Raw genomic sequence first — 26,108 nt, 5'->3', positions numbered from 1 at the left:
ACGAGACACACTTTCCCGCCCGAAGCCGTTACTCTCGGGTACATGAAACCGTGGTTGGTTCGCGGACTGGGGCTTTCCCTCGTCCACGTGATCGTGCGCGCCCTACTCGGTGCCGCCCTCATGCAGTGGCCGTTGCAGGGATCGATTCTGCGATGGCTGGGTCTGGCCGTCGTCATTCTGGCGGCGGTCGTGTGGGCCGGCATCGACGGAATCCGCGACCGGAGGGCGTACCCCGACCCGGACGACGGGGAGGACCTGACGATGCGGTGGCTCGCGGCCGGCGCCGTCACCGGCATCGTGGCCGGGTTCCTCACCTGGCTCGTCGATACGCTCACCGCCATCCCGATCGGCGTGAAGTCGATTCTGTTCGAACTGACCTCCGGTGCCGCGTTCACGGTGCTCCTGGTGTTCCTGCCGGCGATGGCCGCAGTGACCGCCGGCCGGTTCTTCGCCGGTCGCGGCGAGAAGACCGACGAGAGCGACCGGACGGCGCCCCGGGAGCAGCGCGAACCGGCCACGGTTGCGAGCGCGCCGGCCGCCGACCCCGCCTGGCGCAACGACGACGCACCCACCGAGGTGTTCCCCGCGGTCGACCCGCACGCGCCACGTCCCGAGCGCTGACCTGCCGGTCGTCCCTCGCCCCCGGGCTATCGGCACGGTGACCCGCTCACGCCGCTGTGTAGCGTCGACCCCATGAGCAAGATGGACGAAGTGGGCGAACGCGACGCGTGGCGATGCTGGCTGTGTGACGAGCCGGTGGACGCCACCATGTCGGTCAACGATCCGCGCGGTCCGAGCGTCGACAGCATCACGACGGCGAAGAAGGGCGCGAAGGGCGGCCAGGAACGACTCGCGCACCGGGCGTGCAACACCAAGAAGGGTGCGGTCAAACCCGTCGTGCCGTGGCCCGACCACCTGTTCGTCGTCGATCCCGCCCCGATCATCGGTGTGGTCGAGCAACTCACGCGCAAGGGTGGCCGCGTCGCCGTCGCCCGCTGTCCGAGCAAGGCCGATGCGGTCGAGGCCGGTGACTGGCTCGTGGACCGGCTGTCGCGACTCGCCCCGGGGCTGTCGGTCACGACGCGGATCGACGCCGGTGGCGGCGGATTCCTCCTGGTACTCACCACCTGACCACCGTTCCTACCCTCCCCAAAATACCGTATCGCTCCCTATTGACATCACGATAGGGAGCGATACGGTGTTTTCATGGAAGAAACGTTGCTCTCCGTCGAGCAGGTCGCCGAACGCCTCGGCCTGCACGTACGCACCGTCCGGAACTACGTCCGCGACGGCAAGCTTCCCGCAGTGCGCATCGGCAAGCAGTACCGCATCGCACACACCGACCTCGACGCTTTCACCGGCAGGGCGGTACCGGCGCCGCCGCGCGAGACGGTGCGAAGACAACGCCACACCGACGTCTCGAGCATCGTCGACATCGATGCCGTGAGCCCGGAGACTGCACACCGCCTCACCACGGTGCTGACCGCCGCCGCGGGCACTCGCGACGCCGGACCACCACTGCGGATCGACACCGTCTACGACGAGGAACGCGGGCGCATGAAAGTCGTCGTCCTCGGAGGGCTCGCCGACACCGCCCGGCTGCTCGACTACATCGAAGGGATCCTCGCGTCGTGAACTCCATCTACAAGTCCGCCACCGCCGCCGAGCAGGTGCTGCAGCGCTATCGCGAGCACCTCGCGACGTGGCCGGTGCCCTCCGAACACGTTCGGATCCCGACCGACGCAGGCGAGACCTTCGTGGTGGCGTCCGGCCCGAAGGATGCGCCTCCCCTCGTATTGCTGCACGGCGCCGGCGCGAACACGTCGACGTGGCTCGGTGACATCGCCTCGTGGGCCGGGAGCTTCCGCACCTACGCCGTGGACCTGGTCGGTGAACCCGGACTCAGCGCGCCGGCGCGACCTCGGCTCGACACCGACGAGCCCGCCCGGTGGCTCGACCAGGTGCTCGACGGACTGGGTATCACCACGTGCGCGATGGTCGGCATGTCGCTCGGCGGATGGAGCGCGCTGGACTACGTGATCCGGCGACCCGGCCGCGTGACACGCCTGGTTCTCCTCTGCCCCGGCGGCATCGGCCGCGCGACGCCCCTGCGCATGCTGCCCGCGATGGCGACGCTGCCGCTCGGACGGTGGGGCCGGCGGCGCGCCGTCGCACGGGTCACGGGCCTGACCGGCCCCGAGGTCGCCCCTGTGCTCGACGACGTGGCACAGACGTTCGGCGCGTTCCGGCCCCGGACGGAGAAACTCCCGGTATTTCCGGACGACGCGCTCGGTACCGTGACCGCGCCCGTCCTGGTGGTGGTGGGCACACGGGACGTCATGTTCGATTCCGGCGAGACCGCCGAGCGTGCACGGCGCTGCTTCCCCGATGCGGACGTGCAGGTTCTGCCCGATGCCGGTCACGCCATCCTCGGACAGACCGGCCGGATCCTCACTTTTCTGAGCCCCTCGCGCACCGATACGCGGTGAGTTCGGGGCGCGTCGCCGGTCGGAACACAGGTGACCTTCGCACAGAGGAGATACCGATGACCGACATGATCGATTTGTCCGTAGCGACACGCCGCATGGACCGGGTTCTCGACGGAATCGGCGACGAGCATCTGCTCGCGGCCACACCGTGCACCGAGGCGACGGTCGGGATGCTCGTCGACCACGTGCTCGGGCTGACGCTCGCCTTCACCGCGGCGGCAAGCAAGGACTTCGAGGGCCTCACCGACACGCCACCGACACTCCCGACGGGTGAGCTTCCGGGCGGCTGGAACGATGTTGCCACCGCGAGGCTGAGCGCCCTCGCCGACGCGTGGCGTGATCCCGATGCGTGGGCGGGCACCACCCGCGCGGGCGGCATCGATCTCCCAGGCGAGATCGCCGGGCTCGTCGCACTCGACGAACTCGTCGTGCACGGCTGGGACCTCGCCGTCGCGACCAGGCAGCCCTATGCGTGCGAGCCCGACGAGATCGCCGCGTGCCTCGCGTTCGCCGGAACCGTGTCCGACGAACAACGCACGGAGGGTGCGCTGTTCGGCCCCGCCGTCTCGGTACCGGGCGACGCGCCCGCCCTACACAGGTTGCTCGGACTCACCGGCCGCGATCCGTCCTGGGCTCCGCCGGGCTGAAGGGGGGTCAGCCGAGCGAAACCGGCGAGGCGTATTCGTCGACCGGCAGGCTCCCGACCACGACGGCGGTCACCTTCGAACTCTTCAAGGTGAGGCTGCCGCCGTGGTTGTCGAGGAACGCGGTGTCGGCGGCGTCCCGGCCGGTGGCGATCCGCACGAGGGACGAGCGCGGGGCCAGCCGCGTCGGATCCACGACGCACCAGGCGCCGTCGACGTACGCCTCGGTGACGGCATGGAAGTCCATCGGGCTGCAGCCGGGAGCGAAGACGGAGACCAGTCGCGCGGGAATGTTTACCGCCCGCAGCAGCGCGATCGTCAGGTGCGCATAGTCGCGGCAGACCCCGGCACCGGCGAGCAGGGTGTCGGCGGCGCTGTCGGTACCGCGGCTGGCTCCCGGCGTGTAGATCAGGTGCTGTTCGACGAACTCGACGATCCGCGCGAGCGTCTCGGCATCCGGTTCGGGAGCCCCGACCCGCGACGCGGCGAACCCGAAGAACTTGTCTGCCTCCGCGTACCGGCTGGGGCGCAGATACATCGACAGGTCGGCCTCGGTTACCGGTGCCGAGGGGAACGAACCGTTCACGGTGGCCGAGTAGTCGACGGTCACCTTGCCGGGTGCGCAGTCGAGCATGTGGATTCTGGTTCCGTGCTCGACCACGACCTCCCGGGCGGTGATCTCGTCGTCGTTGTGGACGACCCGCATCGACTCTCGAACCTCGGCGTCGTCCGGGTTCGCCACAGCGATCTTCATTTCGATCCGGGTCGGCTCGGTGACTTCGAACTCGAGCGCGGCGGCGACTTCACGTTTCATACGACGATCGTGCCACCCGTCGCTCTCGGGCGCCGAACCGCTAGAGCAGAACGGTCCCCGCGTCGGCCGAACCTTGGCGTGCCACCTCGGAATACGCGGCTACCAGCAAGGCCGGATCCGGTCCCTCGAGCCGTCCGGGCTTCGCGAGACCGTCGAGCACGACGAAACGCAGCAACCCCGCGCGGTTCTTCTTGTCGCTCTGCATTCCCTTGAGGAGATCGCCGAACGCGTCGGGATCGTAGGTGGTGGGCAGCCCGACGGATTCGAGGATCGTCCGATGACGCTCCGCGGTGGCATCGTCGAGCCGGCCTGCGAGCCGCCCGAGTTCCGCAGCGAACACCAGACCCACCGACACGGCGGCGCCGTGACGCCAGCGGTAACGCTCGCGCCGCTCGATCGCGTGCCCGAGAGTGTGTCCGTAGTTGAGGATTTCGCGAAGATCGGCTTCCTCGAGGTCGGCCGCGACAACCTTCGCCTTGACCTCGACGGAACGACGGATCAATTCGGGAAGCACCGTACCGAGCGGATCGACCGCGGCTGCCGGATCCTCTTCGATGAGGTCGAGAATCACCGGGTCTGCGATGAATCCGGTCTTGATGACCTCCGCGAGTCCGGCGATGATCTCGTTGCGGGGCACCGTTTCGAGTGTCGCGAGGTCGACGAACACCGCGGACGGTTCGTGGAACGCCCCGACGAGGTTCTTGCCCGCCTCGGTGTTGATCCCGGTTTTCCCGCCGACGGCGGCGTCGACCATCGCCAGCAGCGTCGTCGGTACGTGGTAGACCCGCACCCCGCGCATCCAGGTCGCGGCCACGAACCCCGCGAGGTCGGTGGCTGCTCCGCCGCCGAGGCTCACGATCGCGTCGGACCGAGTGAGGCCGATCCTGCCGAGAACCTCCCAGCAGAAGCCTGCGACCGCAAGTTCCTTGCCGTCCTCGGCGTCCGGGATCTCGATGCGGTGGGCGTCGATTCCCGTCTCGGCGAGCGCCTCCCGCACCGCCTCGGCGGTCTCGGTGAGCGTGGGCTGATGGAAGATGGCGACGGTCCGGGTGCCGGACAGTGCGCCGACGAGGTCGCCGAGCAACCCACGTCCGATGACGACGGGATAGGGATGAGCTGTGTTGACGTCGATGCGTACCGGTTCGGTCACGGTGTGGTGCTCCGATTCTCTGGAGTGGTCTGGACGGCAGCGGCATCTTCCGCCGCACCGAGTTTGGCGAGGACCTGCTGGACGACGCGGCCGGGGCTGCGACCGTCGGTCCGCACCCGAATGGTCGCCGACTGCCGGTACAACGGGCGGCGGCGGCGCATCAGATCGCGATATTTCTGGGCGGGGTCTCCCCCGTTGAGCAGGGGCCGCGAGGTGTTGTTGCCGGTGCGCCGCAACCCCTCGGCCACGCTGAGTTCGAGATACACGACGGTATGTCCGGCCAGACGTTGCCGCGTCCGGTCGGACAGGATGGCGCCGCCGCCGAGCGAGACGATGCCGTCGTGCTGGGCGAGTGCCTCGGCGACGACCTTCTCCTCGATCTGCCGGAACACCGGTTCGCCGTCCTGCTCGAAGATCTCGGGGATCGTGCGGCCCGTGGTGCGTTCGATTTCCGCATCGGTGTCGAGCAACGACAGGTCGAGCGCCTGGGCGACTCGTCGGCCGATGGTCGACTTGCCGGCCCCGGGCGGACCGATGAGCACTGCACGCGGCGCCATGCCTCTACCGCGGCGGGCGCGCCGCAACACCTTTCAGGTAGTGCTCGATGTTGCTCACCGTTTCCGGGAGCGAGTCTCCGCCGAACTTCTCCAGGGCGGCTTGCGCGACGACGAGCGCGACCATCGCTTCGGCGACGACGCCCGCGGCCGGGACCGCGCACACGTCGGAACGCTGGTGGATGGCGACCGCTTCGTCACCGGTGGTCATGTCCACGGTCGACAGTGCCCGCGGGACCGTCGAGATGGGCTTCATCGCGGCGCGTACCCGCAAGGTCTCGCCGTTGGTCATGCCACCCTCGATACCGCCTGCGCGGTTGGTGGAACGGAGCACACCGTCGGCCCCGGGGCGCATCTCGTCGTGAGCGGCGCTGCCGCGTCGCCTCGCAGTCTCGAAGCCGTCGCCGACCTCGACACCCTTGATCGCCTGAATCCCCATGAGTGCCGCGGCAAGTCGCGAGTCGAGGCGATCGGCTCCGCTGACGAACGAACCGAGTCCGACGGGCAGACGGTGGACGACGACCTCGACGATGCCACCGAGCGTGTCGCCGTCGCGCTTGGCTGCTTCGATCTCGGCGATCATCGATTCCTCGGCGGCTTTACCGAACGCGCGCACCGGGCTCGCGTCGATCGCCGCGAGATCGGCGGCTCCGGGCTCGGGGCCGACGTACGGCTCGGAGGCGCCGATGGAGATCACGTGAGAGACGACCTCGGCACCGAATGCCTGCCGGAGGAAGTTGCGGGCCACGGTTCCGGCAGCGACTCGCGCCGCCGTCTCGCGCGCGCTGGCACGTTCGAGCACCGGCCTCGCGTCGTCGAATCCGTACTTGAGCATGCCCGAGTAGTCGGCATGACCGGGTCGGGGACGCGTGAGCGGCGCGTTACGCGCCTGCCCTTCGAGCAGCTCCGGGGCCACGGGGTCGGCGGACATGATGGTTTCCCACTTGGGCCACTCGGTGTTGCCGATCTCGATGGCGATCGGGCCACCGAGGGTGCGCCCGTGCCGGACACCACCGATGATGGTGACCTTGTCGGCCTCGAACTTCATGCGAGCGCCACGGCCGTAACCGAGCCGCCTGCGCGCGAGCTGGTCTGCGATGTCGTCCGATGTCACCTCGACAGAGGCGATCATCCCCTCGAGCATCGCGACGAGGGCGGGACCATGGGATTCTCCGGCAGTTATCCAACGCAGCACCCCGTCATCCTTCCACGGGCGCCGCCCGCGCGGTGACGCCACCCCTGGTCATTGCTCCACGCAGAATCCGAGCAACGCAGCGGCGCACATCGAGGGCCCGTGCGGCACCCCCGGCAGTGCAGGCTCCGCACGGGAAGCCCGGCGGCGCACGACTCCGAGGACCGCCACGACCAGCACGGTCAGCACCGACGGGAGCAGTGCCGCGACGAGCCACGCCCGGGTGCCGGCGACGGCGGTGGCGGCCCCGAGCGCAACTGCGAGTTTGACGTCGCCGGCTCCCAACGACCGCGGGGATGCCAGGTGCACGACGAGCATCGGAGTCGTCATCAGTGCGGCGCCCGCCCGCGCCGCGGCGCCGTGGCCGGTGAACCAGGCGACGGAAACTACCCCTGCGCCACCGCCGAGGGTGAGGATGTTCGGCAACCGCCGGACCAGGATGTCGACCGTGGCCAGGCCGACACTCCACCACCCGAGAAGTGCGAAGGCGAGCGTGGCGGGGGCTGTGCCGCCGAGGGTCGCCACGGCCCCGATCACCGCACACGCGACCTCACAGATCCCTGCCGCGGGCACCCTGCCCGCCAGTCGTGCTGCCAGCGCGTACACCGCCGAACCCACCGCGGCCCCCGCGACCACACCCCCGATGATCATCACGGACGTCAGCGTGCCGCAGCGGACGGCACCCCCGGCTCCGGCCGGGATCCTTGGCGGCACTCCGGGGAGGAACAGGCGACCTGTGGACAAACTCGAACCTCAGCCTGCCGGTCCCCGGTGAAACAGTCCGGCCGCGAGGACGAGCTCGGACGGTTCAGTCCGCGCGGTCGGCGCGCGCCAGCATGTCGTCGAACTCTTCGACGTCGAGGGGGTCGGCAGTGACCTCTTTGCGCCCGTCGTAGACGTCGCGGTCGATCTCGTCGTCGGCGTTGGCGACCAGCATCGCGACGAAGGTGTCGCCGTTGACGTTGAGGAACGTCCGGAAGATGCCGGTGAACCAGTCGACAGCGATCAGCAGGCCCACCGCCTCGAAGGGCAGACCGAGCGAGGTTGCCAGGAACATCGCCACCACCGGGAAGCCGCCGGGCACGGTGATGGTGCCCATATTGAGCAGGATCGCCAGTCCCATGCCGAGAACGATCTGCCCGATGCTCAGGTCGACGTTTCCGGCCTGGGCAAAGAACATCACGACGATCATGTAGTTGAGGACGGCACCGTAGGAGCCCATCGTCAGTCCGACCGACAGCGTGAAGTTCGCGATCTTCTGGCTGACGCCGACCTTCTCCACCGTGTTCTTGAGAACCGTCGGGAAGGTCACCGCCGAACTGGTCGTGGTGATCGCGATCGCCGTCTGCTCGGCGAGCTTGGACGGCAGCTTCCACGGGTTCAACCCGGTCCGCACGCTCACCACCACGGTGAAGAACGCAAACAGGATGAGCACGCCGAGAAGCGTGGTTCCCAGGTATTTCAGGCCGGTGGTCACGACCGAGAACCCGACATCCCCCGCGAGGGAGGCCAGCAGGCAGAAGACGCCGATGGGGGCGATGTACATGACCAGCCGGATCATCGTCAGCACGATCTGCTGCACCTGATCGACAAACGTGAGGACGCGATCGTCACCCGACTTCGTGATGTGCTGGCGCAGCGCGAGACCGAATAGCAACGAGAACACGATGATGGGAACCATGGTCGCCGTCGACATCGCGTCGAAGATGTTCTTCGACACGAAGTTCACGACGGTGTCCTGCCAACCGAGGGCATCGCCGGCAGACGCCTCGAGCGCCGAATCCAGCTCGCCACCGAAGACCATGCCGTCACCCGGGCGGATGACCGAACTCAGAACCCAGGCCAGCACCGCGGCCACCAGGGAGAACCCGATCATCCATTTGAAGGTCCGGAAGGCGATCTTGCCCGTCCCGGCGCCGCTCATCGATCCGGTTGCCACGATGACCGACGCCATCACCAGCGGAACGATGGACATCTGGATCAGCCGGATGAACATGTCGCCGACGAACTGCAGATTCGCAGCCCATTCTCCGACGATCAACCCGAATGCCAGTCCCGCGACGGCAGCGAGTCCGATGTGGACTCCCGAATTCTTCACCAAGTTCATCGAATCTCCCGACTCCGTGCCTCGGCCACGTTCGAACAGAACGAACGTGGCCGCGCAAACGTAAGCGGCGCTCACGTCGTCGGAGTTGCCTGCGCATTACGGCGTGGTTGCGGCGATCGGGGGTCCGAGGTCGAACTCCGACCGAAGTTCCGGTGCAGAATCGGCGGACTCTGCGAGCATCGACGGGGAGGGCTTGCCGATCATCGGAAGGAACGCTGGATATGGAGCTTTCGTCGGTCCTCGAGCACGTCGGTTCTGCGATCGACGTGGTGGGTGTCGCGGCCATCGTCCTGGGCGCCGCGTTCGCCACATGGACCGCGGTGGCGGCTCGGGTGCGCTCCCCTGGGGTCGCCGTCTACGAGCAGTATCGGCGCAGTCTGGGACGATCGATCCTGCTCGGTCTCGAATTCCTGGTAGCCGCCGACATCATCAAAACCGTGGCGGTCACCCCCACGTTCACGTCCGTCGGGGTGCTCGCGTTGATCGTGCTGATCCGAACCTTCCTGAGCTGGTCGCTGCAACTCGAGATCGACGGTCGCTGGCCCTGGCAGCGCAACCGACCGTCGGATTCCACCGCCTGACCTCGCGTGCGCAGCCTGATGTCGCTACCTCAACCTGATGTCACTTGCGTACCGGGTCATCGCGGCTCGGCCGCGCCGGACCAGGACCCGGCCGCCGTCACCCACTGCATCTCGTAGGCCGACCACTCGATCTGCCGACCGTCGACGTAGGCGCTGATCCTCCGGTCCGTGGTGTTGACGATCAGGCGGGCGCGGTCGGACTCGAGAGCGAGCAACCCGTCCGCCACCTCCACCTTCCGCCGCACGACAGTCGGTGGAAACCAGCGGGCGAAGCGCTGGAGCACATCGAGAAAGGGCAGAGGCCGGCCACCGCCGCTCGCCCAGGTGTCCGTCCACAGACACCCGGCACACTCCGCTCCGTCCGGGCGCGGGTTCCAGTACAACACAGTGTCTGCGCCACTACTCGCGAGCTCGATCATCGCGGCGGCGCGCAGCGCAACCTGACGCTCCGGCGACCATCCCGGCCCGGCCGGCTCGACATACCACTCCGTCCACCAAATGGGGACATCGATCTGCGCCCTCAGCCAGGTGGTGACTGCCGCGAACTTCTGCACGGCGACGAACTCGTCCGGGGCGCCCTGGGCGGTGGTCGCGTGCGCGTCGACGGCGACGAAGTCGACCCCCTTCCTGCCCAGATTCCAATAGACGAAAGCGTCGATGTATCGCTGGTCCACAGCCCCCCAGGGGCCCTGCAGCAGCGGAGAGCTGTCGGGGGAACCCACCGGTTTACTCGCGAACTCCACGTAGGGCCCGCCGACCAGGTTCGCGGGGTTCACCGCCTTCACTGCGTCGTAGACAAGGTTGTAGAGGTCGGTGTAGCTACGCGCGTCCCATCGTCCCAGTTCGTCGTCGAAGAACCCTTTGAACTCGTTCCAGACGACGAAATGGCGAACGTAGGGATAGCGCTCGGCCACTGTGGCACTCAGCGCCGCGAAATCGGCGAAGCGTTCGGGGCTCGGCGCAACTTCCAAGCGGTCCCAGTCGGTCTCTCCGGACTCGCCGCCCTTCATCCAGTCCGGGGCGCAGCACAGGACGATCACCGGAATGCCGCCGCTGCGGAGAATGAAGTCCATTCGCCGGTCCAGGCTTCGAAAATCGTATCGGCCGGGTGAGGGCTCCGGGTTGTCCGCTCCCCAGCCCATGATGGCCTGAGCCTGCACCATGGGTACCGACTCGATCGCCCCGCCGGCCGTGGCAACCGCCGGGGGGTCACCGTCGTCGGCGCTGAACTGTGTGTGCGTGAATCCCCAGCCGGGCCATCGGGTGTCGCCGGACCCGCCGGAAGCGTGAAGAGCGGGCGTCCACAGGCACATGGTCACAACCAGCGCGGTCACGGCCACCGCGATGGGTAACCCGACGGTGACCCACCGTGGGATCTTCATTCGGGCGGCGCCCCCTCTCCGGATGCGGGGCGTCACGGCCTCATATGCCCGGCGTCACGCATGCTTTGTTCCGTGTTCGGAGTTCGACGACGGATTCTGGGGGATACACGCTCGGAGCACCAGGAAAAGCGCCGTGTCGAGAGCGATGAGAACGAGAAACACAGCCGAGACCGCAACGACAAGCATCATTGCCGCACCTATCACCATTTCCACCATGTCGAGCTACTGCCCTTCTCGTCGTCGGCTTCGAGCGCCCCTACCAGGGCACACACACCAGCTCGCTGTAGAGGTCGTCGATCTGCCCGGGTTCCAGGCTGGTACTGCGGTACATCTTGGGCCAGTTGTTCAGTGTGAACGACAGGGGTGGCCGGTGCTCGATGATCCGCAACTCCACCAGGGTTGCCACGAGCCCGTGACGAACCAACAGATGACGGGTCAGCGGCATCAGGGCACGATGGAACAGGTCAGGGTTGCCGACGTACAGGACGGTGGCGAACACCGGCGCGCCTTTGTATCGAAACTCCCGGTACATGACGTAACAGGAGTCCCGGCCGCGGGTCAGCACGAGGTGATGCGCTGCGAGCGCGTGTTCATGGTCGTGGTAGAGCTCGAGATCCGTGCCGGTGAGCGTCTTTTCGATCACGTCCGGGTCGGCGCTGATCCTCGTTCGGCCGGGCAGGGTCGGCCACGGCAGGTTGGGAACGAGTGTCGCAGCCGTATCGAGGAAGCGGAACTTGCGCCAGGCGAGGATCTCCCGCGGTCCCTCGTCGGGAGAAAGGACCGTGAAGTGGTAGTTATCCTGCGACAACATTGCCTCGAGCAGCGAAAGGCTCCGGGATCGGTAGTCGGGCAGCACGCACCACGATCCCATGTTGCAGAACCGCTCGACCCGGCCCGCTACCACCCGATCGGAGTACAAGGCCAACAATGTGCCGACGACGCGCTGCCCGTCCCGGAGCATGAATCCGTGATTGGGTGCCTCCACCTTCCACGGCACCGCGGAGCACGAGAGCGCCCAGGGAACTCGGTCATTGTGGTTGGCGTGCAAGAAGTCCGCCACCGCACCCACGTCGGCATCGGTGATCGGAGCCAACTCCACGCTCTTCGTAGTGCTCATGACTCCAACTCGAATCCGGCCGGAACTGCTGTGTCACAAGGGCCCTCACATGCTTTCCGCCACCACGCCTGCCCGGAGGGCGGCAGACTGCCGATCGGGTCGTAGAACGGGTAGACACGGCTCAGTGCGTCGGGGCCCGTTCCGTCCAAGCCGGTGCGGTAATTCTTGCTCCAGTGTGAGATACCGCGGATCCGGTCGTAATAGACCACCTGATCGACCCACCGTTTGCCGACGTAGGGAACATCGCACACGATCCTCGGAGTCGCGAACCCGGGCAGGTAGCCCATGATCTCCAACTGCAGCTGCTGAGCTTCCCACAGCGAGGTCCGCCAGTGCTCGGCGTGCGGGATCATGTCGCACATGTAGAAGTAGTAGGGCAGGATGTTCGCCTCGCCCTGCAACGCGAAGCACAGGTCGAGCAGGTCCGTTGCGGTGGCATTCACCCCGCGCATCAGCACCCCCTGGTTTCGCACATCCCGCAGCCCTCCGTCGAGCAGTGCCCGCGTCGCCTCCGCGACCAGTGGAGTCACGGACTGCGCATGGTTGATGTGGGTGTGCAACGCCAGATTGACGCCTCGGGCCGCGGCGAGTTGCGCCACGCGCGCAACTCCGTCGACCACCTTCGGTTGCAGCCAGTGCTGCGGCAGCGCGGCAAGCGCCTTCGATGCCAATCGGATATCGCGGATGGTGTCGATCTCGAGCAACTGCAGGACAAAGGATTCCAGCCGCGGCCACGGGACGTTGGCGACATCACCGCCGGACACCACGACATCCCGCACCGTCGGCGTGGCTCTCAGGTAGTCCAGCATCCGGTTCTGCCGATCAGCCGGATGGAGGGTCAGTTCGGCCTTGTCGATCGTCGGTGTGGAATTTCCGACCAGATCCATCCGTGTGCAGTGTCCACAGTATTGCGGACAGGTCGACAACAGTTCGGCGAGCACCTTGGTCGGGTATCGATGAGTCAGTCCCTCGACCACCCACATGTCGCTCTCGTGCAACGAATCTCGCTCGGCGTAGGGGTGTGAGCTCCATTCCGAATCGCGATCGCTGAGTACCGGCAACATGTAACGCCGAATCGGATCGGCATAGAAGGCCTCGGTGAGCCCGCGACGCCCCTGCCCCCAGTGAGGAGCCATGGTGTTCAGCATCTGCGGCGGCAGCAACATCGACATCGTTGCGCGCTGCTGCTGGTCGGAGTGCAGGTCGTCATAGAAGCGCTCGTCGAGGAGGTCCCCCACGACCGCGCGCAGCTGCCCGATGTTCTTGACAGAGTGCGAACGCTGCCACTGCGGATCCCGCCACTCGGCCTCGGTGACCGTTGCCCAGCCCGGGTAACGTCGCCAATCGGGTTCGGACAACTCTTTGCGCACATACGTGTACGGCTGATCGGCGACAGCGCCGAAGCCCGCCTGCTGGGACTCGATGTAGGTGGTCATCGTGACAGAACCTTTCGCGTAACGGCCGCCGGTTCGGCGCCGTGAATCAATTCGGTCGCGACACGTCGACCCGACCTGATCGCACCCTCCATCAGCCCGAAGAACTCCAGGCTGGTTTCGGTGCCGGCCCAGTGGACGCGGCCGTGCGGTTCGGTCAGTGTCGGCCCCAGTCGCAGCCAGTCCCCCGGGCCGAACAGCGCGGCATAGCATCCCCTGCTGTATTTCTCGGCCGGCCAATCGGTCACGGTGCAATTCGTCGGCGGCGGCAACTGCGGGAAGAGCCGGCGGGTATGAGCCAGCACCGCGTCCATCTGCTCTGCCGCCGACAGCCCGGAGAAGGTCGCCGCCGCCGCACCGGTGACGAATCCGGTGAGCACGCCCGCAGATTCATCCGGTGGTGAATCGTCGACCGTGGACAGCAACGGCCCGTCCGTACTCACCGACCATCCGGACAAGCCACTCTCACGCCACACCGGAGCCGGATAGCTCAGGTGTACTTTGACCGCGCAGCCACGGCCGGTGGCCGTCGTCGCTCGCGGCCCCCGCAGAGCAGGCCGAAACTCGATCTGCTGCGCCAGCAACGGCGGAACGGCGACGACGACCCGGTCGGCTCGATACTCGGACGGTGCGCCTTCGGCATCCGGAACGCAGTGCACCACGACCCCGTTGTCGTCCTGATCGATCGCACCGACCGGATGACCCAACCGCACGCGCTCACCGAGCCGGTCGGCGAGCGCCAGGCACAACAGGTGTGCGCCGCCGTCGATCCGCCACTGCTGAGCCCCGCCCTCGAACGCGTTGAGGTAACGGATCCCTCCGCCGGAGCGCAGGTAGAAGGCCATGTGGAGAACGGAGATCGCTGCGGGATCGGCCGCCATCATCTCGCCGAGAAACAGCGGGAAGAAGGTTCGGGCGTCCTGATGCCCGACCTCGTCCGCCAACCAGCGCGCGGCAGACAGCCGGTCGAGACGTTCTGCCTGCGGGCTCTCCCACGGCGCGGCGGTCCGGGCCGACGCGGCGAGGTCCTCGAGCCGATCGAACAGATCACCGAGCGCGACCACGTCCAGCGGGGGCACCCGACTCGCAGTCGTCTTCCGCTGATCCGACACCAAGAACGTGCTGTCCCCGGTCATCGCTGTGGAGGCCAGGTCCAGTCCGTACTGCTGCACCTGCGCGAGGAGTTCGGTGTGCCGTACGCCCAAGTAGGCAGCACCCCCGTCGGCGACCACGCTCGCGGACACCGGGATACCGTGCATCCGGCCGCCCACCCGGTCGCGCGCCTCCAGGACCGTGACCTCCGCGCCCGCCTCCACGAGGTCGACGGCGGCGGTCAGCCCGGCCAGACCGGCACCGACGACGACAACGCGCATGTTGCCCCCGTTCATGGTGCCACTGCAGCAACTTTGGCGAACAACCCTGCGGGCGAGGGGTTGTCGAGGAAGTCCTCGTACAGCAACTCCGTCCCGAAGTCTCGGGCGATCGCACTGAGCACCCGGGTCGCCAGCAGCGAATCACCGCCGAGCTCGAAGAAGTCGGAATGCTCGTCCACCGCATCTGCATCGAGGACCCTGCGGAAGATGTGGACAATGTGGTCGGGGCTCATCGGACTACTCCCTTGTTGTCGTGGTGCACTGCGGCACGCTGTGTTGCCGCCCGATCAACTTTTCCGCTGGACGTGTATGCCAGCGCGGCGACGAATTTCACCCGAGTGGGCACGAATTGGTTGGGGAGGCGCTCACGTAGGTAACGCTTCAGCTCGGCCGGGGTCGTCTCCCCTGCCGGAACTACGTACGCCGTCAGCGCTGTGCGCCCGAGTAGCCGTTCACCGACCACGACGGCACCCGCGACCGCGGGGTGACCGGTCAACTGTAGCTCGACTTCTGCCGGATGTACGCGCACACCAAGAACTTTCACTTGCTCATCGATGCGACCGCGTGCATACAACAGCCCGCGTTCCCCGCGGGTGACCAGATCTCCGGTCCGGAACCACCGGGCCGGGCCGGATCCGTGATCGGCGACCGGGAAGCCGGTTGCGGTGAGTTCCGGCAATCCGAGGTAGCCGGTGGCGAGGGCTTCGCCCGAGACGAGCAGCTCGCCCTCGTCGGTGACGTGATCGCGCACGTGGGGCAACGGGCGCCCGAGTGGCGCCTCGGCGTCGTTCGCCGCGACTTCCGGTTCTGTGCCGGGGCCGCTCAGCTGCACCGCGTGGGTCACCATCGTCGTTTCGGTGCATCCGTAGGTGTTGAGCAACCGGACATGCCCGATGTCGAGATCACGCCACTGCTGCAATCGGGTGGGATCGATCCGCTCGCCGCCGACCACCACCAGCCGGACGCCGGCCGGCAGCCCCACCTGCTCCTCGTGCAGGAAAAGTACAAGTTCGTGCCAGAACGCCGTCGGCAGGTCGAGCACGGTGATATCCCGTTCCGCCAGCATGCGCAGGAAGGGCGGGAACGCCCCGGAATGGGCCGCGTCATCGAACACCAGAGCCGCGCCGGCGGTCAATGCGGGCAGAATCTCTTCCAAGCAAGTGTCCCAGCCGAGTGAGGCGAATTGGAGCACACGGTCCTCCGGGGTGAGCGCGAAGAGGTCGCGCAGCGCCCGCACCGTGACGGCGAGGGCCTGCCGCGAGACCACCACCGGCTTCGGTGCCCCCGTCGATCCCGAGGTGCACAGCACGTACGCGGGATCGTCCCGGTGACATGACGGCTGCAGCAGTTCGGCGTCCGCGACGATCCGGTCGTCGTCGGGCATGTCGGTCCGCAGGGTCGTCGGCTCGTGTGGATCCCGGTCTGCCGCGAACAGACGATCCACGCCGAGTGCCGCGGCGAGCGCCTGCGTGCGGGCTACCGGGAGTGCGGCGTCGATCGGGCAGTAGGCGGCACGGGCATGGAGTATTCCGAGCAGCTGATCTATCACCGCGGGTGTGTGCGACACCAGCACGCCGACCCGACCTGACGGAGTATCGGCGCCGAATCCGAGTTCCCGGTAACGCAATGCGGTAGTTCGGACCCGATCCGCAAGGTCTCGATAGGTGATGACGGACCCGTTGTGCACGATGGCAGCACCCTGGGGCCGATCTCCGACCGCGGTGACGAAGTCCGCCACCACATCGCCGGCGATATCGGTGTCGGCAGAGCCGGTACCGATACGGGGAAAGACGGTGTGAGACATGATTTCCTAGTGGTCTAGTAGGTACGGTCCCGGTTCGAGGTGGTCCTTGCCGCTCCTCATGACGTCAGCAACACGAAACGCTCGAGGACGACGAGGACGAATCCGATGAGCAGCGGTACGGCGGCGAATGTGAGTGCGCGGAGGCGTTTCTGCTCGTCGGGCCCGAGGCGAATTCGCCACGCCTCACGCACGCCCAGAATGCCCGACAGCAGGACCACGAAGACCACACCGGCCGGGGTCCACGGTGTATGCCACACCTGCAATCCGGTGGGTGGTGGAACGAATGGTTCGGCTTCGTCCCCCGCGGGCCGATCGAGGGCGTAGATGGACGCGTCCGGGTTTTCGACGACCACCCGAACCCCCGGGGCGCCGGCGAGCGCGTGACGGAATTGCTCACCCCAGCCGATGGGATAACCCTGGCCGAACGTCACGAATGCCTCCTGACTTCGTGTGGTGATCAGGTAGCCCCCGGGCCCTTGATCCCTCAGGGACTGCAACACCCCGGTCACGTCGGCCGGATCGACCGGCGCCATCGTGTTCGTCCAATGGACGCGCTCCACGTCGCGATAGCCGAGCGGCATGAAGGGGGTGGAGCCGAGCTCGGGCACAGCGGTGACGTACAGGAACTTCACACTGCCGGACGTGTGCTCGTAGACCGTCCCCACCGCACTGACCGCCCCTTCCGGGATACGTTCGAATGCCTCGTTGCCGTAGCGGGTGACGAAGAAGGAGAACATCATGACCAGCGCGCATACGCCCGCCATGCATCGCGCAAGGAGCGATGGGCGAGATGCCGGCCGGGGGAACAAGGCCAATGCGGCAAGCGCACTCGCGGGCGCGAGCGCAAACAGGTATATGCGCAAGGCCATTTCGCCGCCGTAGCTCTGCATGAGCGCCAGACCGACCGGGGCCACGAGCAACACGAGGAGCACGCGGTCCTCGATGCCGCGCCGCCGCCGGCGGAGCAGTCCCACCCCGGCGATCAGGAAGACCAGCAGGGCCGCGAGCACCCGGGCGCGCACGACCAACAGATGTTCGGCGGCGCCGAGGCCGGCTCGGTCCGCGATGTTCGAGGACACGGTCCCGCCGATATTCCCGACCCCGCTCATCAACTCGCCGAGCTTGCCTCCCCAATATTCGTGGGTCATAAAGCTGATCCACGCCAGAACGATCACCACGAGGAGCACGGGGAGTCCGGTGAGAGTGCACCGACGCGCGACGACCAGCCCGGCGGCGCTCACGATCATGGCGAAGGGGGTCAGCTGGTGGCTGACGGTGGCCGTGGCGAACAGGCCCACCACAACCGCAAGCACAACGATGCGTTCCGACGACGCTGCCTTTCTGGGCGGGAGCTCACCCCGTGAACGGTCGCCCCAGAACCACCGCCACAGTTTGCCCGGCCGGCGCAGCGGCCTCGGCAGGTCCTCCGACGTTCCGCGGGGTGTGCGGAACCACATGACGAGAAAGCCCACGAAAAGCAGGTAGAGCAGCAGGGTCCAGCCCTGAGGGGCGAAATAGTCCTGCCCGATCCAGTTGAGAAGACAGAAGAACAACGCCGCCAACCACTTTGCCTGCCAAGACATCCGGAGGGTGCTCAGCAGCAGCCCGAGCGCAACCAGGTACAGCAGATTGTGCACCACCGGTGTCACGAAGAGGACGGTGTGCAGCGCCGCCATCTCGCCCGACCCGAGCACGAACGCGGCGAGCCCGAAGAAGCCTGGCCAGGACCATCGGGCGTCGAGGCCCGGCGCCGTGGTCCCGGTGCGATCGACGAACTCGACGAAGCCGGCGTGGACCCAGCTGATCGCGAAGCGCGGCTCGGACTCGAGCAGCATCGTGATGCCGTGCAGCATCATGACGAGTAGCACCAGCTGGGTACAGAGCAGCCAGACGCAGGGCCGCCGCAGGGACAGCGTCCCGATGTAGCCGACGGTGAGTAGTCCCACCCCGAGCAACGTCGGCACCGGCAGGACCGAGATCAACCCGAGACCGGTCAGGGCGTCGAGATCGACACTCCGCAACTTGACGAGGTACAACGCGACCGCCGCGACGGTCAGAACGCAGAGAAACGCCACGCGGACGGCCCGGCTGCCGACCAGTCGCGACCTTGCCTGTCGCGCTCCGTCCTCGCTGGGCCGAGGACGGTGGGTTTCCCGGCCGGGCCGGCGCGTTTCCCCGTCGATCAGGGACATGTCGATCAGGGACATACGGTCTCCCCGCCGTCGGCGATCGGCGGGGTGTATCGCCGACGCCACCCGAGAAGCTGTCCGAGCTCTGGGAGCACCGCCAGCATTGCGATGAGCTGGCCGAGCAGAACCGCCGCGCCCACCGCCGTCAGCCTCGGGTCGCCGAAGTGCAGGAAGAACTGATGGTAGTGCTGCAGGGCGACAACCAATCCCAACACGGCCACTGCCCGAAGGGATTGCACCGCGATGATGCGCCTGCGCTTGGTCCGCGCCCGCAGCGTGCCGAGGTAGATGTCCACGACTGCGCTGGGCAGGCTGGCGAGGGCGAGTAATTGGAGTAACGGCACCGCGTCGAGGTATCCGGTACCGAGCAGCCCGAGGGAGTACGGCGCCGCGAGACCGATCCCGACAACACCGATCATCAGCAGCCCCAGAGCCCGGGTCAGCGCAGAGCGGCAATCGCCGGCCAGACTCGACGGGTCGCACACACCCTCCACCGCCATGGACGTGGCCATGTTGACGGCCACGAGATTCATCATGGTGGCGACGGACCAGACCAGAAAGAAGTACGCGTAGGTGTGCGGCTCGACCCGTACTGCGACCAGAATCGGGACAAGGAACATGATTCCGTACAGAAACAGCGAACCGAGATAGTCTGCCGCGAAGAACCGGCCCGTCTGCGAAACCGTCAACTCGGTCTCTACCGTCGACCTGCGTACATGTCGCGGCAGGAGTGTGCCGAAGATCAGCAGGTTGACCGGGAACATGACGATGATCATGGGAACGATCCAGGAGAAGAACACTCCGGACCGGGGCATCGATTCGGCCAGCACGACCAGAAGGACCAGCTTGGCAACGGCGAACGCCGCATTCCAGACGGGCACCCAGACCGCCGCCCGCAGTCCTGTCAACACGCTGTCCTGCACGGTGATCACACTCGCGGCCACCGCCGCGGCGATGAACCACACTCGCGTGTCCGGCTCGCGGAGGATGTCGTACGCGGGTCCTCCGAGCGTGTGGAGTGCGAACAGTAGTGCCACGGCGAGGACGACGACCGCGGCGGACGTGACGACGTAGACGAGCGCGACGACGGTGAACGTTCGCTTTCCGGCCTCGGGGATGAAGCGGTTCAGCGTGCCGGCGAAGTTGACCGACACCAGACCGGTCAACAGCATCAACGCCGAAATGGCGGCCGATCCGCGGCCGACGTCCGAGTCGTCGTAGTAATGCGCCGCGAGGATCCAGTACGCCAGACCCAAGGCACCCGAGATACCGGTATTGAGGACGAGGGCATAGGCGTTCCGCAGGAAGGGCGGACCGCCCCGACGAACACCTACGCCGCCCTGGGCAACCCTGGGATCGGCCGTGGGAAGGTCGTCGGTGACTCGGGTCGCGACCGCACGCTCATACACGCCCCAGTACCCCCTTTCCGGCCCGTCGGGTGCTGCGCACAGCTGCCCAAGCTGCCGTCAGCAGGCGGTCGCGGCGGAAGATCTGCTTGTCGCCACCGGTCATGATCGAGGCGAAGGTGCTCGAATCGGTACTGCGACGGATGGTGAGACGCGGAAGCATGAAGATGTCGTCGGACGAGCTCGCTGGGATGTTCCTCACGGCCGCGGCGCAGCGATAGCCCGCCGCCCGGGCCGCGTGCCGTACCCGCGGGGTGGAATAACCGAAGGGGTAGGCAAGGGTTCGCACCGGGGCGCCGATGCACTCTTCGAGCAGTGTCCGGCCGAGGCGGAGTTCCTCGCGCAGCGCGGCGTCTGCGAGCTGGTCGAGCTCTGGATGGCTGTGGCTGTGGGCCCCGATCTCGATTCCCGCCGCCGCGAGCTCCCGGACCTGCGCCCAGGTCAACATCCGGTCCAGTGGAGTACCGGCGGCATCCGAACCGGCGTCGGCGATCCAGCCGCTCGTGACAAAAACCGTCGCCGGAAAATCGTAGCGCCGGAGAATCGGCCAGGCGCATTCCGCGAAGTCCGCGTAACCGTCGTCGAAGGTGAGAACCACCGGCCGTTCGGGCAGCGCTTTTCCGGTCTCGAAGGCACCGGCGAGGTCCGAGAAGGTCATTCCGGTGAAGCCGTGATCCACCAGGAAAGCAAGCTGTTCGTCCAGTGCTCGTGGAGCGACGGACAGACGTCGTGTTGCGGCTGAAGGGTTTTCGCCCACCGCGTGGTACATGAGGATCGGAACCGACTCGGTCATCTCGCCTCCGCCATCACGGGCCGCCGGCGGAGTGGCGCGCCACCGCGCGCGTATCCGGCCGCAGCAGCGAGCAGGCCGACAGAGATCGCGTAGGAGCGCTCGATCCCGGTCACGTCTCCGCGCAGCGCGTCACCGAACCCCCGCGCCACACCGCGGCTGAGGGTACGAGTGGTGTAACTCCGCTCGACCGAGAGCCCGTCCGCGACGCCCACGCTGCGGGTCACGGCTGCCTTCGACAACCCTTCGGCAAAGCACCGAGAGCGGAAGTAGGAGAATGTCTCCCGCGCGGCCGGCACACGGTGCCAGATCACCGCACTCGGCTCGAAGACGAACGTCCAGTCGGGCCGGTGCTGGTTGACCCGGACACAGAATTCCGTTTCCTCGCAGCCCAGGGGGCGGCTCTGCGCCGAGGTCCGGCCGATGTGACTCGGGAACCCGCCCGCCACCGAAAAGACCTCGCGACGGAAGGAGGCGTTGCCGCCCAGAAGGTTCCGGACCGGGCCGGGTTCCCTCCCGGTGAACGTACAACCCAGGACCCAGTCGAACTCTTTCGGAAACCACCGAGGCCGGGAGGACTCCCAGAGCGGCAGGGTCGTGCCGCCTACGCCGACGATGTTGTCGTCCGTGTACGCGTCGTGAAAGTGCCGAAGCCAGTCTTGGTGGGCCACAGCGTCGTCGTCCAAGAAGGCCACCACGTCACTGGAGGTCACTTCGACGCCTGTGTCCTTACCGCCGGACAGCCCGCGTTGCTTCCGGTTCTCGACGACCGTCACGTCAGGTAGAGCACTGCGTAGACGGTCGTAGAGATCAGGATTGTGGTCGACAACGACTACGATCTCCTGTGCCGTCATCGTCTGGCTCCGAACCGACGCAACGGCGGCGAGAACGTCGTCCCACCGATCGAATGTGTAGGCGCAGATCACCACACCCAGAGTGAGGGTGCACCGGGGGGTCGCAGCTGTCATGCAGCACCTGCCTTCGTTGTGGAGTGGGACGGCGATTGCGGAAGGTCGCCGTCACCCGCCGAGGGACGACGGCGAAGATGGGGTTCGGCACTCCGTGTTTCGGCACCCGGCCTGCCGATCGGCACCAGCCACAGGAAAGCTGCGGCAATGCCCACAGCGGCGATGCCTCCATGCGGTGACCACACATCGGCCGCCAACATCGACTGCGCGACCAGGGTGTTGACGACTGCGGCGCCGGCAGCCCCCACCATCAAGGCGAGAGCAGCGTTGACGGCCGGCAACAGGCGGGCGATCGCAACCAGAGGTGCCGCAATGAGGAAGGACACCACCCACAGTCGACCCGCGAGCCCCGAAGTGTGAGGCGCGTTCAGCGCGATCGCGATCCCACCGAGCGCCGTCACTGCCGCCGCAAGCAGGCGGTAGCGAATCTGCGGGGACGGTCGTGGCGGGCACAACGCCCTGACAAATCCGTCGGTGGCATCACGAGGCACTACGGACTTCCTCTCCGGCGGAACGCGCGCCGATCGGGGCGCTCGCCGACGAAATCGGCGCAAGCCCGGGAACGGTGCGCAGCCACTGCACGGTGCGCTGGATCCCCTCGGCAACATCGACCGCGGGCGACCACCCGAGATCCTGTTTCGCCCTTCTGGTGTCCAAGGCGATGGCCTGTAGTTCACCGGTTCGGGCTTCGGCATACAGGGGCGGTGCCGGATCCTGTTGCAGCGAGGCAATCAGCCGGTGCACTTCCGTGACCGTGGTCTGTCGCCCGGTTCCGATGTTGTAGGTACCCGTCACGGAACCGGGTGCATGGGCAGCCCGCACGAAGGCCTCGACGACATCGTCGACGTAGACGTAGTCGCGGGCGGCGGTCCCGTCCCCGTACACGGTCACGGGACGACCGCTGATGAGGGCGCTGCCGAAAACTGCTATCACTCCGGCTTCCCCATGTGGGTTCTGACGCGGGCCGTAGACGTTGGCCAGCGCCAGAGAGATCGGTTCCAGTCCATACATTCCGGCGTATGCGCCCAGGTAGAGCTCACCGGCGAGTTTCGCCACCGCATAGGGCGACAGCGGAGCGAGAGGTGAGCCTTCCTCCACCGGCAGGCGTGCCGGTGTGCCGTAACGAGAGCCGCCCGAAGCGGCGTAGACGACCCTGCGGACGCCCGCCCGCCGACTCGCTTCACAGAGATTGATCGTGCCCAGCACGTTGCTGCGCGCATCGAACTGCGGGTCGGTGACCGAAGCCCGTAGATCGACCTGCGCGGCCAGATGGAAGATGACATCCGGGTTGATGCCCGAAACGACGTCGACGAGCTCAGGATTCTGAATATCGAGCTTTACCAACGTGAATCGGCCTGCGCCGCTCGCATGCTCGCCGCGGAGAGCCCGATCGAGGTTGGCCGCAGCACCCGAACTGAGGTTGTCGATCCCGACCACGTGATGCCCCTCGGCGAGAAGGCGATCGACCAAGGTGGATCCGATGAACCCCGCAGCGCCGGTAACGAGTGTCCGCATTTCTCTCAACCTCCTGTCCGGTGCCGGGCACATGCCGGCGGGGTCGCGGATTCCGGGGCACGAGGCGGCGAAGTCGCGGCGAACGCGTTCATCGGGCGGCCGGAGGAGCCTGGACGAGTTGCGCGTCGCTGCCGCGGGACAGAGCCTGCGCGAGGTAGCCGGCGAGTCCGGAGTCGTGTCCACGCAAGACGGTGCGCAGTACCCTGACCCCGTCACGGATGGCATGGAGGTTCGATTTGCCCGACCGCCGAGGCATTTCCAGACTCGGAACCTCCGCGATCCGCAGACCGCCCTGCATAGCGTGCACCACCATTTCTGCCTCGATTTCGAAACCCGGTGCAGAAAGGGACAACAGGTCGAGGTAGCGACGGTGAAATGCGCAGAAGCCGTAGCACAGGTCGGTCAGCTCCGCGTCGTAGAGCGTGTTGAACACGCGCAGCAGGAAACGGTTGCCGAGTCGACGGATAGGGGTTATGTCCAGCGACCCGCCACCCACGATGAACCTCGAGCCCTTGACGAAGTCGTATCCGTTGGTGAGAAAGTGCAGGTAATGCCGAATCTCCTGGGGTGCCATGCTGCCGTCGGCGTCCATCATGACGATGATGTCGCCGGTAGCGGCCAGGAACCCGGTCCTGAGGGCACTACCCTTGCCGATACCTTCCTGGGGGATAACCTTGATGTCGGGCCGGTAGTGACTGGCGGTGATGAGGGTTGCGTCGGTCGAGTTGCCGTCGACCAGGATGATCTCGTCGACCTCGTCGGCGATCTGCTCCAGCACCCAGGCGATGTTCCGTGCCTCGTTCCTGACCGGGATGATCAAGCTGACCGTGGATGTCGCCTCGGGCACGGTTCGGCTCCGCTTGGGGCGGACGTCACCGATGTTCCGGTCTACGATTCGTGCCGCCTTCCCGACTTGGACTTGGACGGTTGCGTCCACCGATCGCGCCGGTGAATCTTCGTCTACAAATCCGTTCTGCTGGCGTACATCTGTCATGTCGGACTCCGATCTGCGTTCGATTCGCGGCAACGTACTGAGGTTTCTCACCGGGGATGTGGATGTGGTGCGAGGGGCGGTTCGGGAGATCGGCGTCGCGCGACGGAAACTTGGCCCCTCCGGTAGCTGGTCCTGCAGCATCGTCATGCACCACCCCGTCGGGAAATCCGTCGTTAAACTATCTCGTATGCGAGATTAGGGCAGTGAAACATTCTTCCAGTCTGTTTTTGGGATAATTCTAGGTAAACGGACCGGTTTCTCGAAGTCCCCCGGGCTTCTCGGAGTCGAAGGCGTCCCGGTGACTGCCCGACGTGATGCCCGCGGGTCCCGTGGCTGTGAGCGTGGCCGCTGCCCCGCACGATCGGTCCGCTCGCGGGTCGCGGAGCCACTCGGTCGCGGAATCACACGGTCGCGGAGTCACACGGTCGCGTCTACCGACCGGCGGCGAGTTCGTCGCGGCAGCGCAGAAGGTACGCCCGCTCGACGGCATTGTCGGTGCGCGCCGCGGCGCCGGCGTACGCAGCCGCAGCGGCGCGCGGCCGGCCGAGCCGGCGCAGCAGAGCCGCGCGGGCGGCGTGGAAGACGTGGTAGCGGTCGAGATCCAGTTCGTCGACGATCCGCAGGGCCACCTCGGGCCCGTCGGTCTCCGCGAGGGCGATGGCCCGATGGAGCGCCACGACGGGAGTGGGATGCAGGGCCAGAAGGTGGTCGTAGAGCTGCACGATCTGCGACCAGTCGGTCGCAGGAGCGGTCGCCGCGTCGGCGTGCACGGCAGCGATTGCGGCCTGGAGCTGATACGGACCGGGCCGGTTCAGTTCGATGCAGCGCCGGACGAGGACCTGTCCTTCCCGGATCAGGTTCCGGTCCCAGCGGGTGCGATCCTGGTCGGCGAGAAGCACCATCCGCCCGTCGGCGGTGGTCCGTGCGGCGCGACGCGACTCGCCGAAGAGCATCAACGCCAGCAGTCCCGTGCTTTCGGGGTCGTCGGGCCGGAGTTCGATCAACTGCCGGAGGAGCCGGATCGCCTCGGCACTGAGGTCGGTATCGCCGAGTGTTGCTCCCCTCCCGGCGGTGTGCCCCTCGGTGTAGATCAGATAGAGCACCGCGTGCACCGCGCCCAGCCGTTCCGGAAGGTCGGCCGCGGACGGCGTGCGGTAGGGAATCCTGGCGTCGCGGATCTTCGCCTTGGCCCGTGAAATACGCTGCGCCATCGTGGGTTCGGGAACGAGGAATGCGCGCGCGATCTGCGCGGTACCGAGACCGCCGAGCAGGCGGAGGGTCAGTGCCACCCGGGTCGCCGGGGCGAGCGCGGGATGGCAGCACGTGAAGATCAGTCGCAACCGGTCGTCGGGCAGGCCGGGTCCGGGGACACCGTCGTGGACGTCGCCCTCCTGCACGCCGAGAAGCCTCGCTGCGTCGGCGTGTTTCGCGTCCCGCAGGACCTCCCGCCGTGCGTGGTCGATGGCGCGGCGTCGCGCGGTGGTGATGATCCACCCCGCCGGACTCGGCGGGATCCCCTCCCCCGGCCAGCGGTTCACCGCGACGGTGAACGCCTCCTGCACCGGGGGGGGGGGGGGGGGGGGGGGGGGGGGGCCCGCGGGGGGCG

26 protein-coding genes are annotated in these 26,108 nt (G+C 67.0%); 6 read left to right on the top strand and 20 right to left on the bottom strand.

Annotation, left to right across the window (positions count from 1 at the left end):
• Nucleotides 1-42: 42 nt before the first annotated feature.
• From TVH25_RS09080 to TVH25_RS09060, 5 genes are all read left to right on the top strand, one after another.
• Nucleotides 43-621, top strand: a complete 579-nt coding sequence (locus TVH25_RS09080) for a B-4DMT family transporter (protein WP_296550780.1) — start codon at nt 43-45, stop codon at nt 619-621.
• Between the two features lie 81 nt (nt 622-702).
• Complete coding sequence (locus TVH25_RS09075) at nt 703-1,131, top strand: hypothetical protein (protein ID WP_378527840.1); 429 nt, start codon at nt 703-705, stop codon at nt 1,129-1,131.
• Between the two features lie 75 nt (nt 1,132-1,206).
• Nucleotides 1,207-1,635, top strand: coding sequence for a helix-turn-helix domain-containing protein (locus TVH25_RS09070; protein WP_169652158.1), 429 nt, complete (start codon nt 1,207-1,209; stop codon nt 1,633-1,635).
• Entirely contained in the window at nt 1,632-2,489 is an 858-nt protein-coding gene (locus TVH25_RS09065) for an alpha/beta fold hydrolase (protein WP_169652159.1), read from the top strand. Before TVH25_RS09070 ends, TVH25_RS09065 begins: the two co-directional genes overlap by 4 nt.
• A 56-nt stretch (nt 2,490-2,545) precedes the next feature.
• A complete protein-coding gene (locus tag TVH25_RS09060) occupies nt 2,546-3,136 on the top strand; it encodes a TIGR03086 family metal-binding protein (protein ID WP_422423889.1) in 591 nt (196 codons plus the stop codon).
• A gap of 7 nt (nt 3,137-3,143) precedes the next feature.
• On the opposite strand, the gene TVH25_RS09055 is transcribed toward TVH25_RS09060, so the two are convergent.
• The 6 genes from TVH25_RS09055 to TVH25_RS09030 form a co-directional block, all read right to left on the bottom strand.
• Nucleotides 3,144-3,947: a transglutaminase-like domain-containing protein gene (locus TVH25_RS09055; protein WP_422423888.1), complete on the bottom strand. Its 804-nt coding sequence runs from the start codon at nt 3,945-3,947 to the stop codon at nt 3,144-3,146.
• A gap of 40 nt (nt 3,948-3,987) precedes the next feature.
• On the bottom strand, nt 3,988-5,097 hold the full coding sequence (gene aroB / locus TVH25_RS09050) for a 3-dehydroquinate synthase (RefSeq protein WP_169621800.1): 1,110 nt from the start codon (nt 5,095-5,097) through the stop codon (nt 3,988-3,990).
• Nucleotides 5,094-5,654, bottom strand: coding sequence for a shikimate kinase (locus tag TVH25_RS09045; protein WP_169621798.1), 561 nt, complete (start codon nt 5,652-5,654; stop codon nt 5,094-5,096). The genes aroB and TVH25_RS09045 overlap by 4 nt, the downstream gene beginning before the upstream one ends.
• 4 nt (nt 5,655-5,658) lie before the next feature.
• A complete protein-coding gene (aroC, locus tag TVH25_RS09040) occupies nt 5,659-6,846 on the bottom strand; it encodes a chorismate synthase (protein ID WP_422423887.1) in 1,188 nt (395 codons plus the stop codon).
• A 48-nt stretch (nt 6,847-6,894) separates the two neighbouring features.
• On the bottom strand, nt 6,895-7,494 hold the full coding sequence (locus TVH25_RS09035) for a prepilin peptidase (protein WP_422423893.1): 600 nt from the start codon (nt 7,492-7,494) through the stop codon (nt 6,895-6,897).
• 157 nt (nt 7,495-7,651) lie between these two features.
• On the bottom strand, nt 7,652-8,950 hold the full coding sequence (locus TVH25_RS09030; RefSeq protein ID WP_296550782.1) for a dicarboxylate/amino acid:cation symporter: 1,299 nt from the start codon (nt 8,948-8,950) through the stop codon (nt 7,652-7,654).
• Nucleotides 8,951-9,171: 221 nt separating this feature from the next.
• Between TVH25_RS09030 and TVH25_RS09025 the strand changes: the two genes are divergently transcribed.
• On the top strand, nt 9,172-9,531 hold the full coding sequence (locus TVH25_RS09025) for a DUF1622 domain-containing protein (protein ID WP_296550783.1): 360 nt from the start codon (nt 9,172-9,174) through the stop codon (nt 9,529-9,531).
• A gap of 56 nt (nt 9,532-9,587) precedes the next feature.
• Here TVH25_RS09025 and TVH25_RS09020 read toward each other — a convergent pair whose 3' ends face one another.
• From TVH25_RS09020 to TVH25_RS08955, 14 genes are all read right to left on the bottom strand, one after another.
• Nucleotides 9,588-10,913: a xylan 1,4-beta-xylosidase gene (locus tag TVH25_RS09020; protein WP_296550784.1), complete on the bottom strand. Its 1,326-nt coding sequence runs from the start codon at nt 10,911-10,913 to the stop codon at nt 9,588-9,590.
• A 256-nt stretch (nt 10,914-11,169) separates the two neighbouring features.
• Entirely contained in the window at nt 11,170-12,030 is an 861-nt protein-coding gene (locus TVH25_RS09015; protein WP_296550785.1) for a hypothetical protein, read from the bottom strand.
• Nucleotides 12,027-13,466 carry a KamA family radical SAM protein gene (locus TVH25_RS09010; protein ID WP_296550786.1) on the bottom strand — a complete coding sequence of 480 codons (1,440 nt, stop codon included), beginning with the start codon at nt 13,464-13,466 and terminating at the stop codon, nt 12,027-12,029. Before TVH25_RS09010 ends, TVH25_RS09015 begins: the two co-directional genes overlap by 4 nt.
• Nucleotides 13,463-14,851: a flavin monoamine oxidase family protein gene (locus tag TVH25_RS09005; RefSeq protein ID WP_422423885.1), complete on the bottom strand. Its 1,389-nt coding sequence runs from the start codon at nt 14,849-14,851 to the stop codon at nt 13,463-13,465. The genes TVH25_RS09010 and TVH25_RS09005 overlap by 4 nt, the downstream gene beginning before the upstream one ends.
• The gene (locus TVH25_RS09000; protein ID WP_296550788.1) at nt 14,848-15,069 is read right to left on the bottom strand and encodes an acyl carrier protein; all 222 of its coding nucleotides are present in this window, start codon (nt 15,067-15,069) and stop codon (nt 14,848-14,850) included. Before TVH25_RS09000 ends, TVH25_RS09005 begins: the two co-directional genes overlap by 4 nt.
• Nucleotides 15,066-16,640 carry an AMP-binding protein gene (locus tag TVH25_RS08995; protein ID WP_296550789.1) on the bottom strand — a complete coding sequence of 525 codons (1,575 nt, stop codon included), beginning with the start codon at nt 16,638-16,640 and terminating at the stop codon, nt 15,066-15,068. Before TVH25_RS08995 ends, TVH25_RS09000 begins: the two co-directional genes overlap by 4 nt.
• Nucleotides 16,641-16,696: 56 nt before the next feature.
• Complete coding sequence (locus TVH25_RS08990; protein ID WP_296550790.1) at nt 16,697-18,847, bottom strand: hypothetical protein; 2,151 nt, start codon at nt 18,845-18,847, stop codon at nt 16,697-16,699.
• Nucleotides 18,838-20,238 carry a hypothetical protein gene (locus TVH25_RS08985; protein ID WP_422423884.1) on the bottom strand — a complete coding sequence of 467 codons (1,401 nt, stop codon included), beginning with the start codon at nt 20,236-20,238 and terminating at the stop codon, nt 18,838-18,840. The genes TVH25_RS08990 and TVH25_RS08985 overlap by 10 nt, the downstream gene beginning before the upstream one ends.
• Nucleotides 20,231-21,028, bottom strand: a complete 798-nt coding sequence (locus tag TVH25_RS08980) for a polysaccharide deacetylase family protein (RefSeq protein ID WP_296550792.1) — start codon at nt 21,026-21,028, stop codon at nt 20,231-20,233. Before TVH25_RS08980 ends, TVH25_RS08985 begins: the two co-directional genes overlap by 8 nt.
• On the bottom strand, nt 21,025-21,993 hold the full coding sequence (locus tag TVH25_RS08975) for a glycosyltransferase family 2 protein (RefSeq protein WP_296550793.1): 969 nt from the start codon (nt 21,991-21,993) through the stop codon (nt 21,025-21,027). Before TVH25_RS08975 ends, TVH25_RS08980 begins: the two co-directional genes overlap by 4 nt.
• Entirely contained in the window at nt 21,990-22,484 is a 495-nt protein-coding gene (locus tag TVH25_RS08970; protein ID WP_296550794.1) for a hypothetical protein, read from the bottom strand. The genes TVH25_RS08975 and TVH25_RS08970 overlap by 4 nt, the downstream gene beginning before the upstream one ends.
• Nucleotides 22,474-23,508, bottom strand: coding sequence for an NAD-dependent epimerase/dehydratase family protein (locus tag TVH25_RS08965; RefSeq protein WP_296550795.1), 1,035 nt, complete (start codon nt 23,506-23,508; stop codon nt 22,474-22,476). The genes TVH25_RS08970 and TVH25_RS08965 overlap by 11 nt, the downstream gene beginning before the upstream one ends.
• Before the next feature lie 88 nt (nt 23,509-23,596).
• Nucleotides 23,597-24,502: a glycosyltransferase family 2 protein gene (locus TVH25_RS08960; protein WP_296550796.1), complete on the bottom strand. Its 906-nt coding sequence runs from the start codon at nt 24,500-24,502 to the stop codon at nt 23,597-23,599.
• Nucleotides 24,503-24,933: 431 nt separating this feature from the next.
• The coding region (locus TVH25_RS08955; protein WP_422423882.1) for an RNA polymerase sigma factor at nt 24,934-26,108 on the bottom strand (1,175 nt) is incomplete at its 5' end.

Origin of the sequence: Rhodococcus sp. 7Tela_A2 (assembly GCF_049311045.1) — a bacterium.
In the GTDB taxonomy this organism is placed as follows: Bacteria; Actinomycetota; Actinomycetes; order Mycobacteriales; family Mycobacteriaceae; genus Rhodococcus.
This window is presented reverse-complemented; position numbering and strand designations above follow the sequence as displayed.

Excerpts from the sequence above, each read along its gene's own strand:
- TVH25_RS09015 (WP_296550785.1), bottom strand. The coding sequence starts at position 12,030 with ATGAGCACTACGAAGAGCGTGGAGTTGGCTCCGATCACCGATGCCGAC.
- TVH25_RS09080 (WP_296550780.1), top strand. The coding sequence starts at position 43 with ATGAAACCGTGGTTGGTTCGCGGACTGGGGCTTTCCCTCGTCCACGTG.
- TVH25_RS09000 (WP_296550788.1), bottom strand. The coding sequence starts at position 15,069 with ATGAGCCCCGACCACATTGTCCACATCTTCCGCAGGGTCCTCGATGCA.
- TVH25_RS09030 (WP_296550782.1), bottom strand. The coding sequence starts at position 8,950 with ATGAACTTGGTGAAGAATTCGGGAGTCCACATCGGACTCGCTGCCGTC.
- TVH25_RS09070 (WP_169652158.1), top strand. The coding sequence starts at position 1,207 with ATGGAAGAAACGTTGCTCTCCGTCGAGCAGGTCGCCGAACGCCTCGGC.
- TVH25_RS09055 (WP_422423888.1), bottom strand. The coding sequence starts at position 3,947 with ATGAAACGTGAAGTCGCCGCCGCGCTCGAGTTCGAAGTCACCGAGCCG.
- TVH25_RS09035 (WP_422423893.1), bottom strand. The coding sequence starts at position 7,494 with ATGATCATCGGGGGTGTGGTCGCGGGGGCCGCGGTGGGTTCGGCGGTG.
- TVH25_RS08965 (WP_296550795.1), bottom strand. The coding sequence starts at position 23,508 with ATGCGGACACTCGTTACCGGCGCTGCGGGGTTCATCGGATCCACCTTG.
- TVH25_RS09060 (WP_422423889.1), top strand. The coding sequence starts at position 2,546 with ATGACCGACATGATCGATTTGTCCGTAGCGACACGCCGCATGGACCGG.
- TVH25_RS09020 (WP_296550784.1), bottom strand. The coding sequence starts at position 10,913 with ATGAAGATCCCACGGTGGGTCACCGTCGGGTTACCCATCGCGGTGGCC.
- TVH25_RS08990 (WP_296550790.1), bottom strand. The coding sequence starts at position 18,847 with ATGTCCCTGATCGACATGTCCCTGATCGACGGGGAAACGCGCCGGCCC.
- TVH25_RS09045 (WP_169621798.1), bottom strand. The coding sequence starts at position 5,654 with ATGGCGCCGCGTGCAGTGCTCATCGGTCCGCCCGGGGCCGGCAAGTCG.
- TVH25_RS08975 (WP_296550793.1), bottom strand. The coding sequence starts at position 21,993 with ATGACAGCTGCGACCCCCCGGTGCACCCTCACTCTGGGTGTGGTGATC.
- TVH25_RS09005 (WP_422423885.1), bottom strand. The coding sequence starts at position 14,851 with ATGAACGGGGGCAACATGCGCGTTGTCGTCGTCGGTGCCGGTCTGGCC.
- TVH25_RS09025 (WP_296550783.1), top strand. The coding sequence starts at position 9,172 with ATGGAGCTTTCGTCGGTCCTCGAGCACGTCGGTTCTGCGATCGACGTG.
- TVH25_RS08960 (WP_296550796.1), bottom strand. The coding sequence starts at position 24,502 with ATGACAGATGTACGCCAGCAGAACGGATTTGTAGACGAAGATTCACCG.
- TVH25_RS09010 (WP_296550786.1), bottom strand. The coding sequence starts at position 13,466 with ATGACCACCTACATCGAGTCCCAGCAGGCGGGCTTCGGCGCTGTCGCC.
- TVH25_RS08980 (WP_296550792.1), bottom strand. The coding sequence starts at position 21,028 with ATGACCGAGTCGGTTCCGATCCTCATGTACCACGCGGTGGGCGAAAAC.
- TVH25_RS09075 (WP_378527840.1), top strand. The coding sequence starts at position 703 with ATGGACGAAGTGGGCGAACGCGACGCGTGGCGATGCTGGCTGTGTGAC.
- TVH25_RS08995 (WP_296550789.1), bottom strand. The coding sequence starts at position 16,640 with ATGTCTCACACCGTCTTTCCCCGTATCGGTACCGGCTCTGCCGACACC.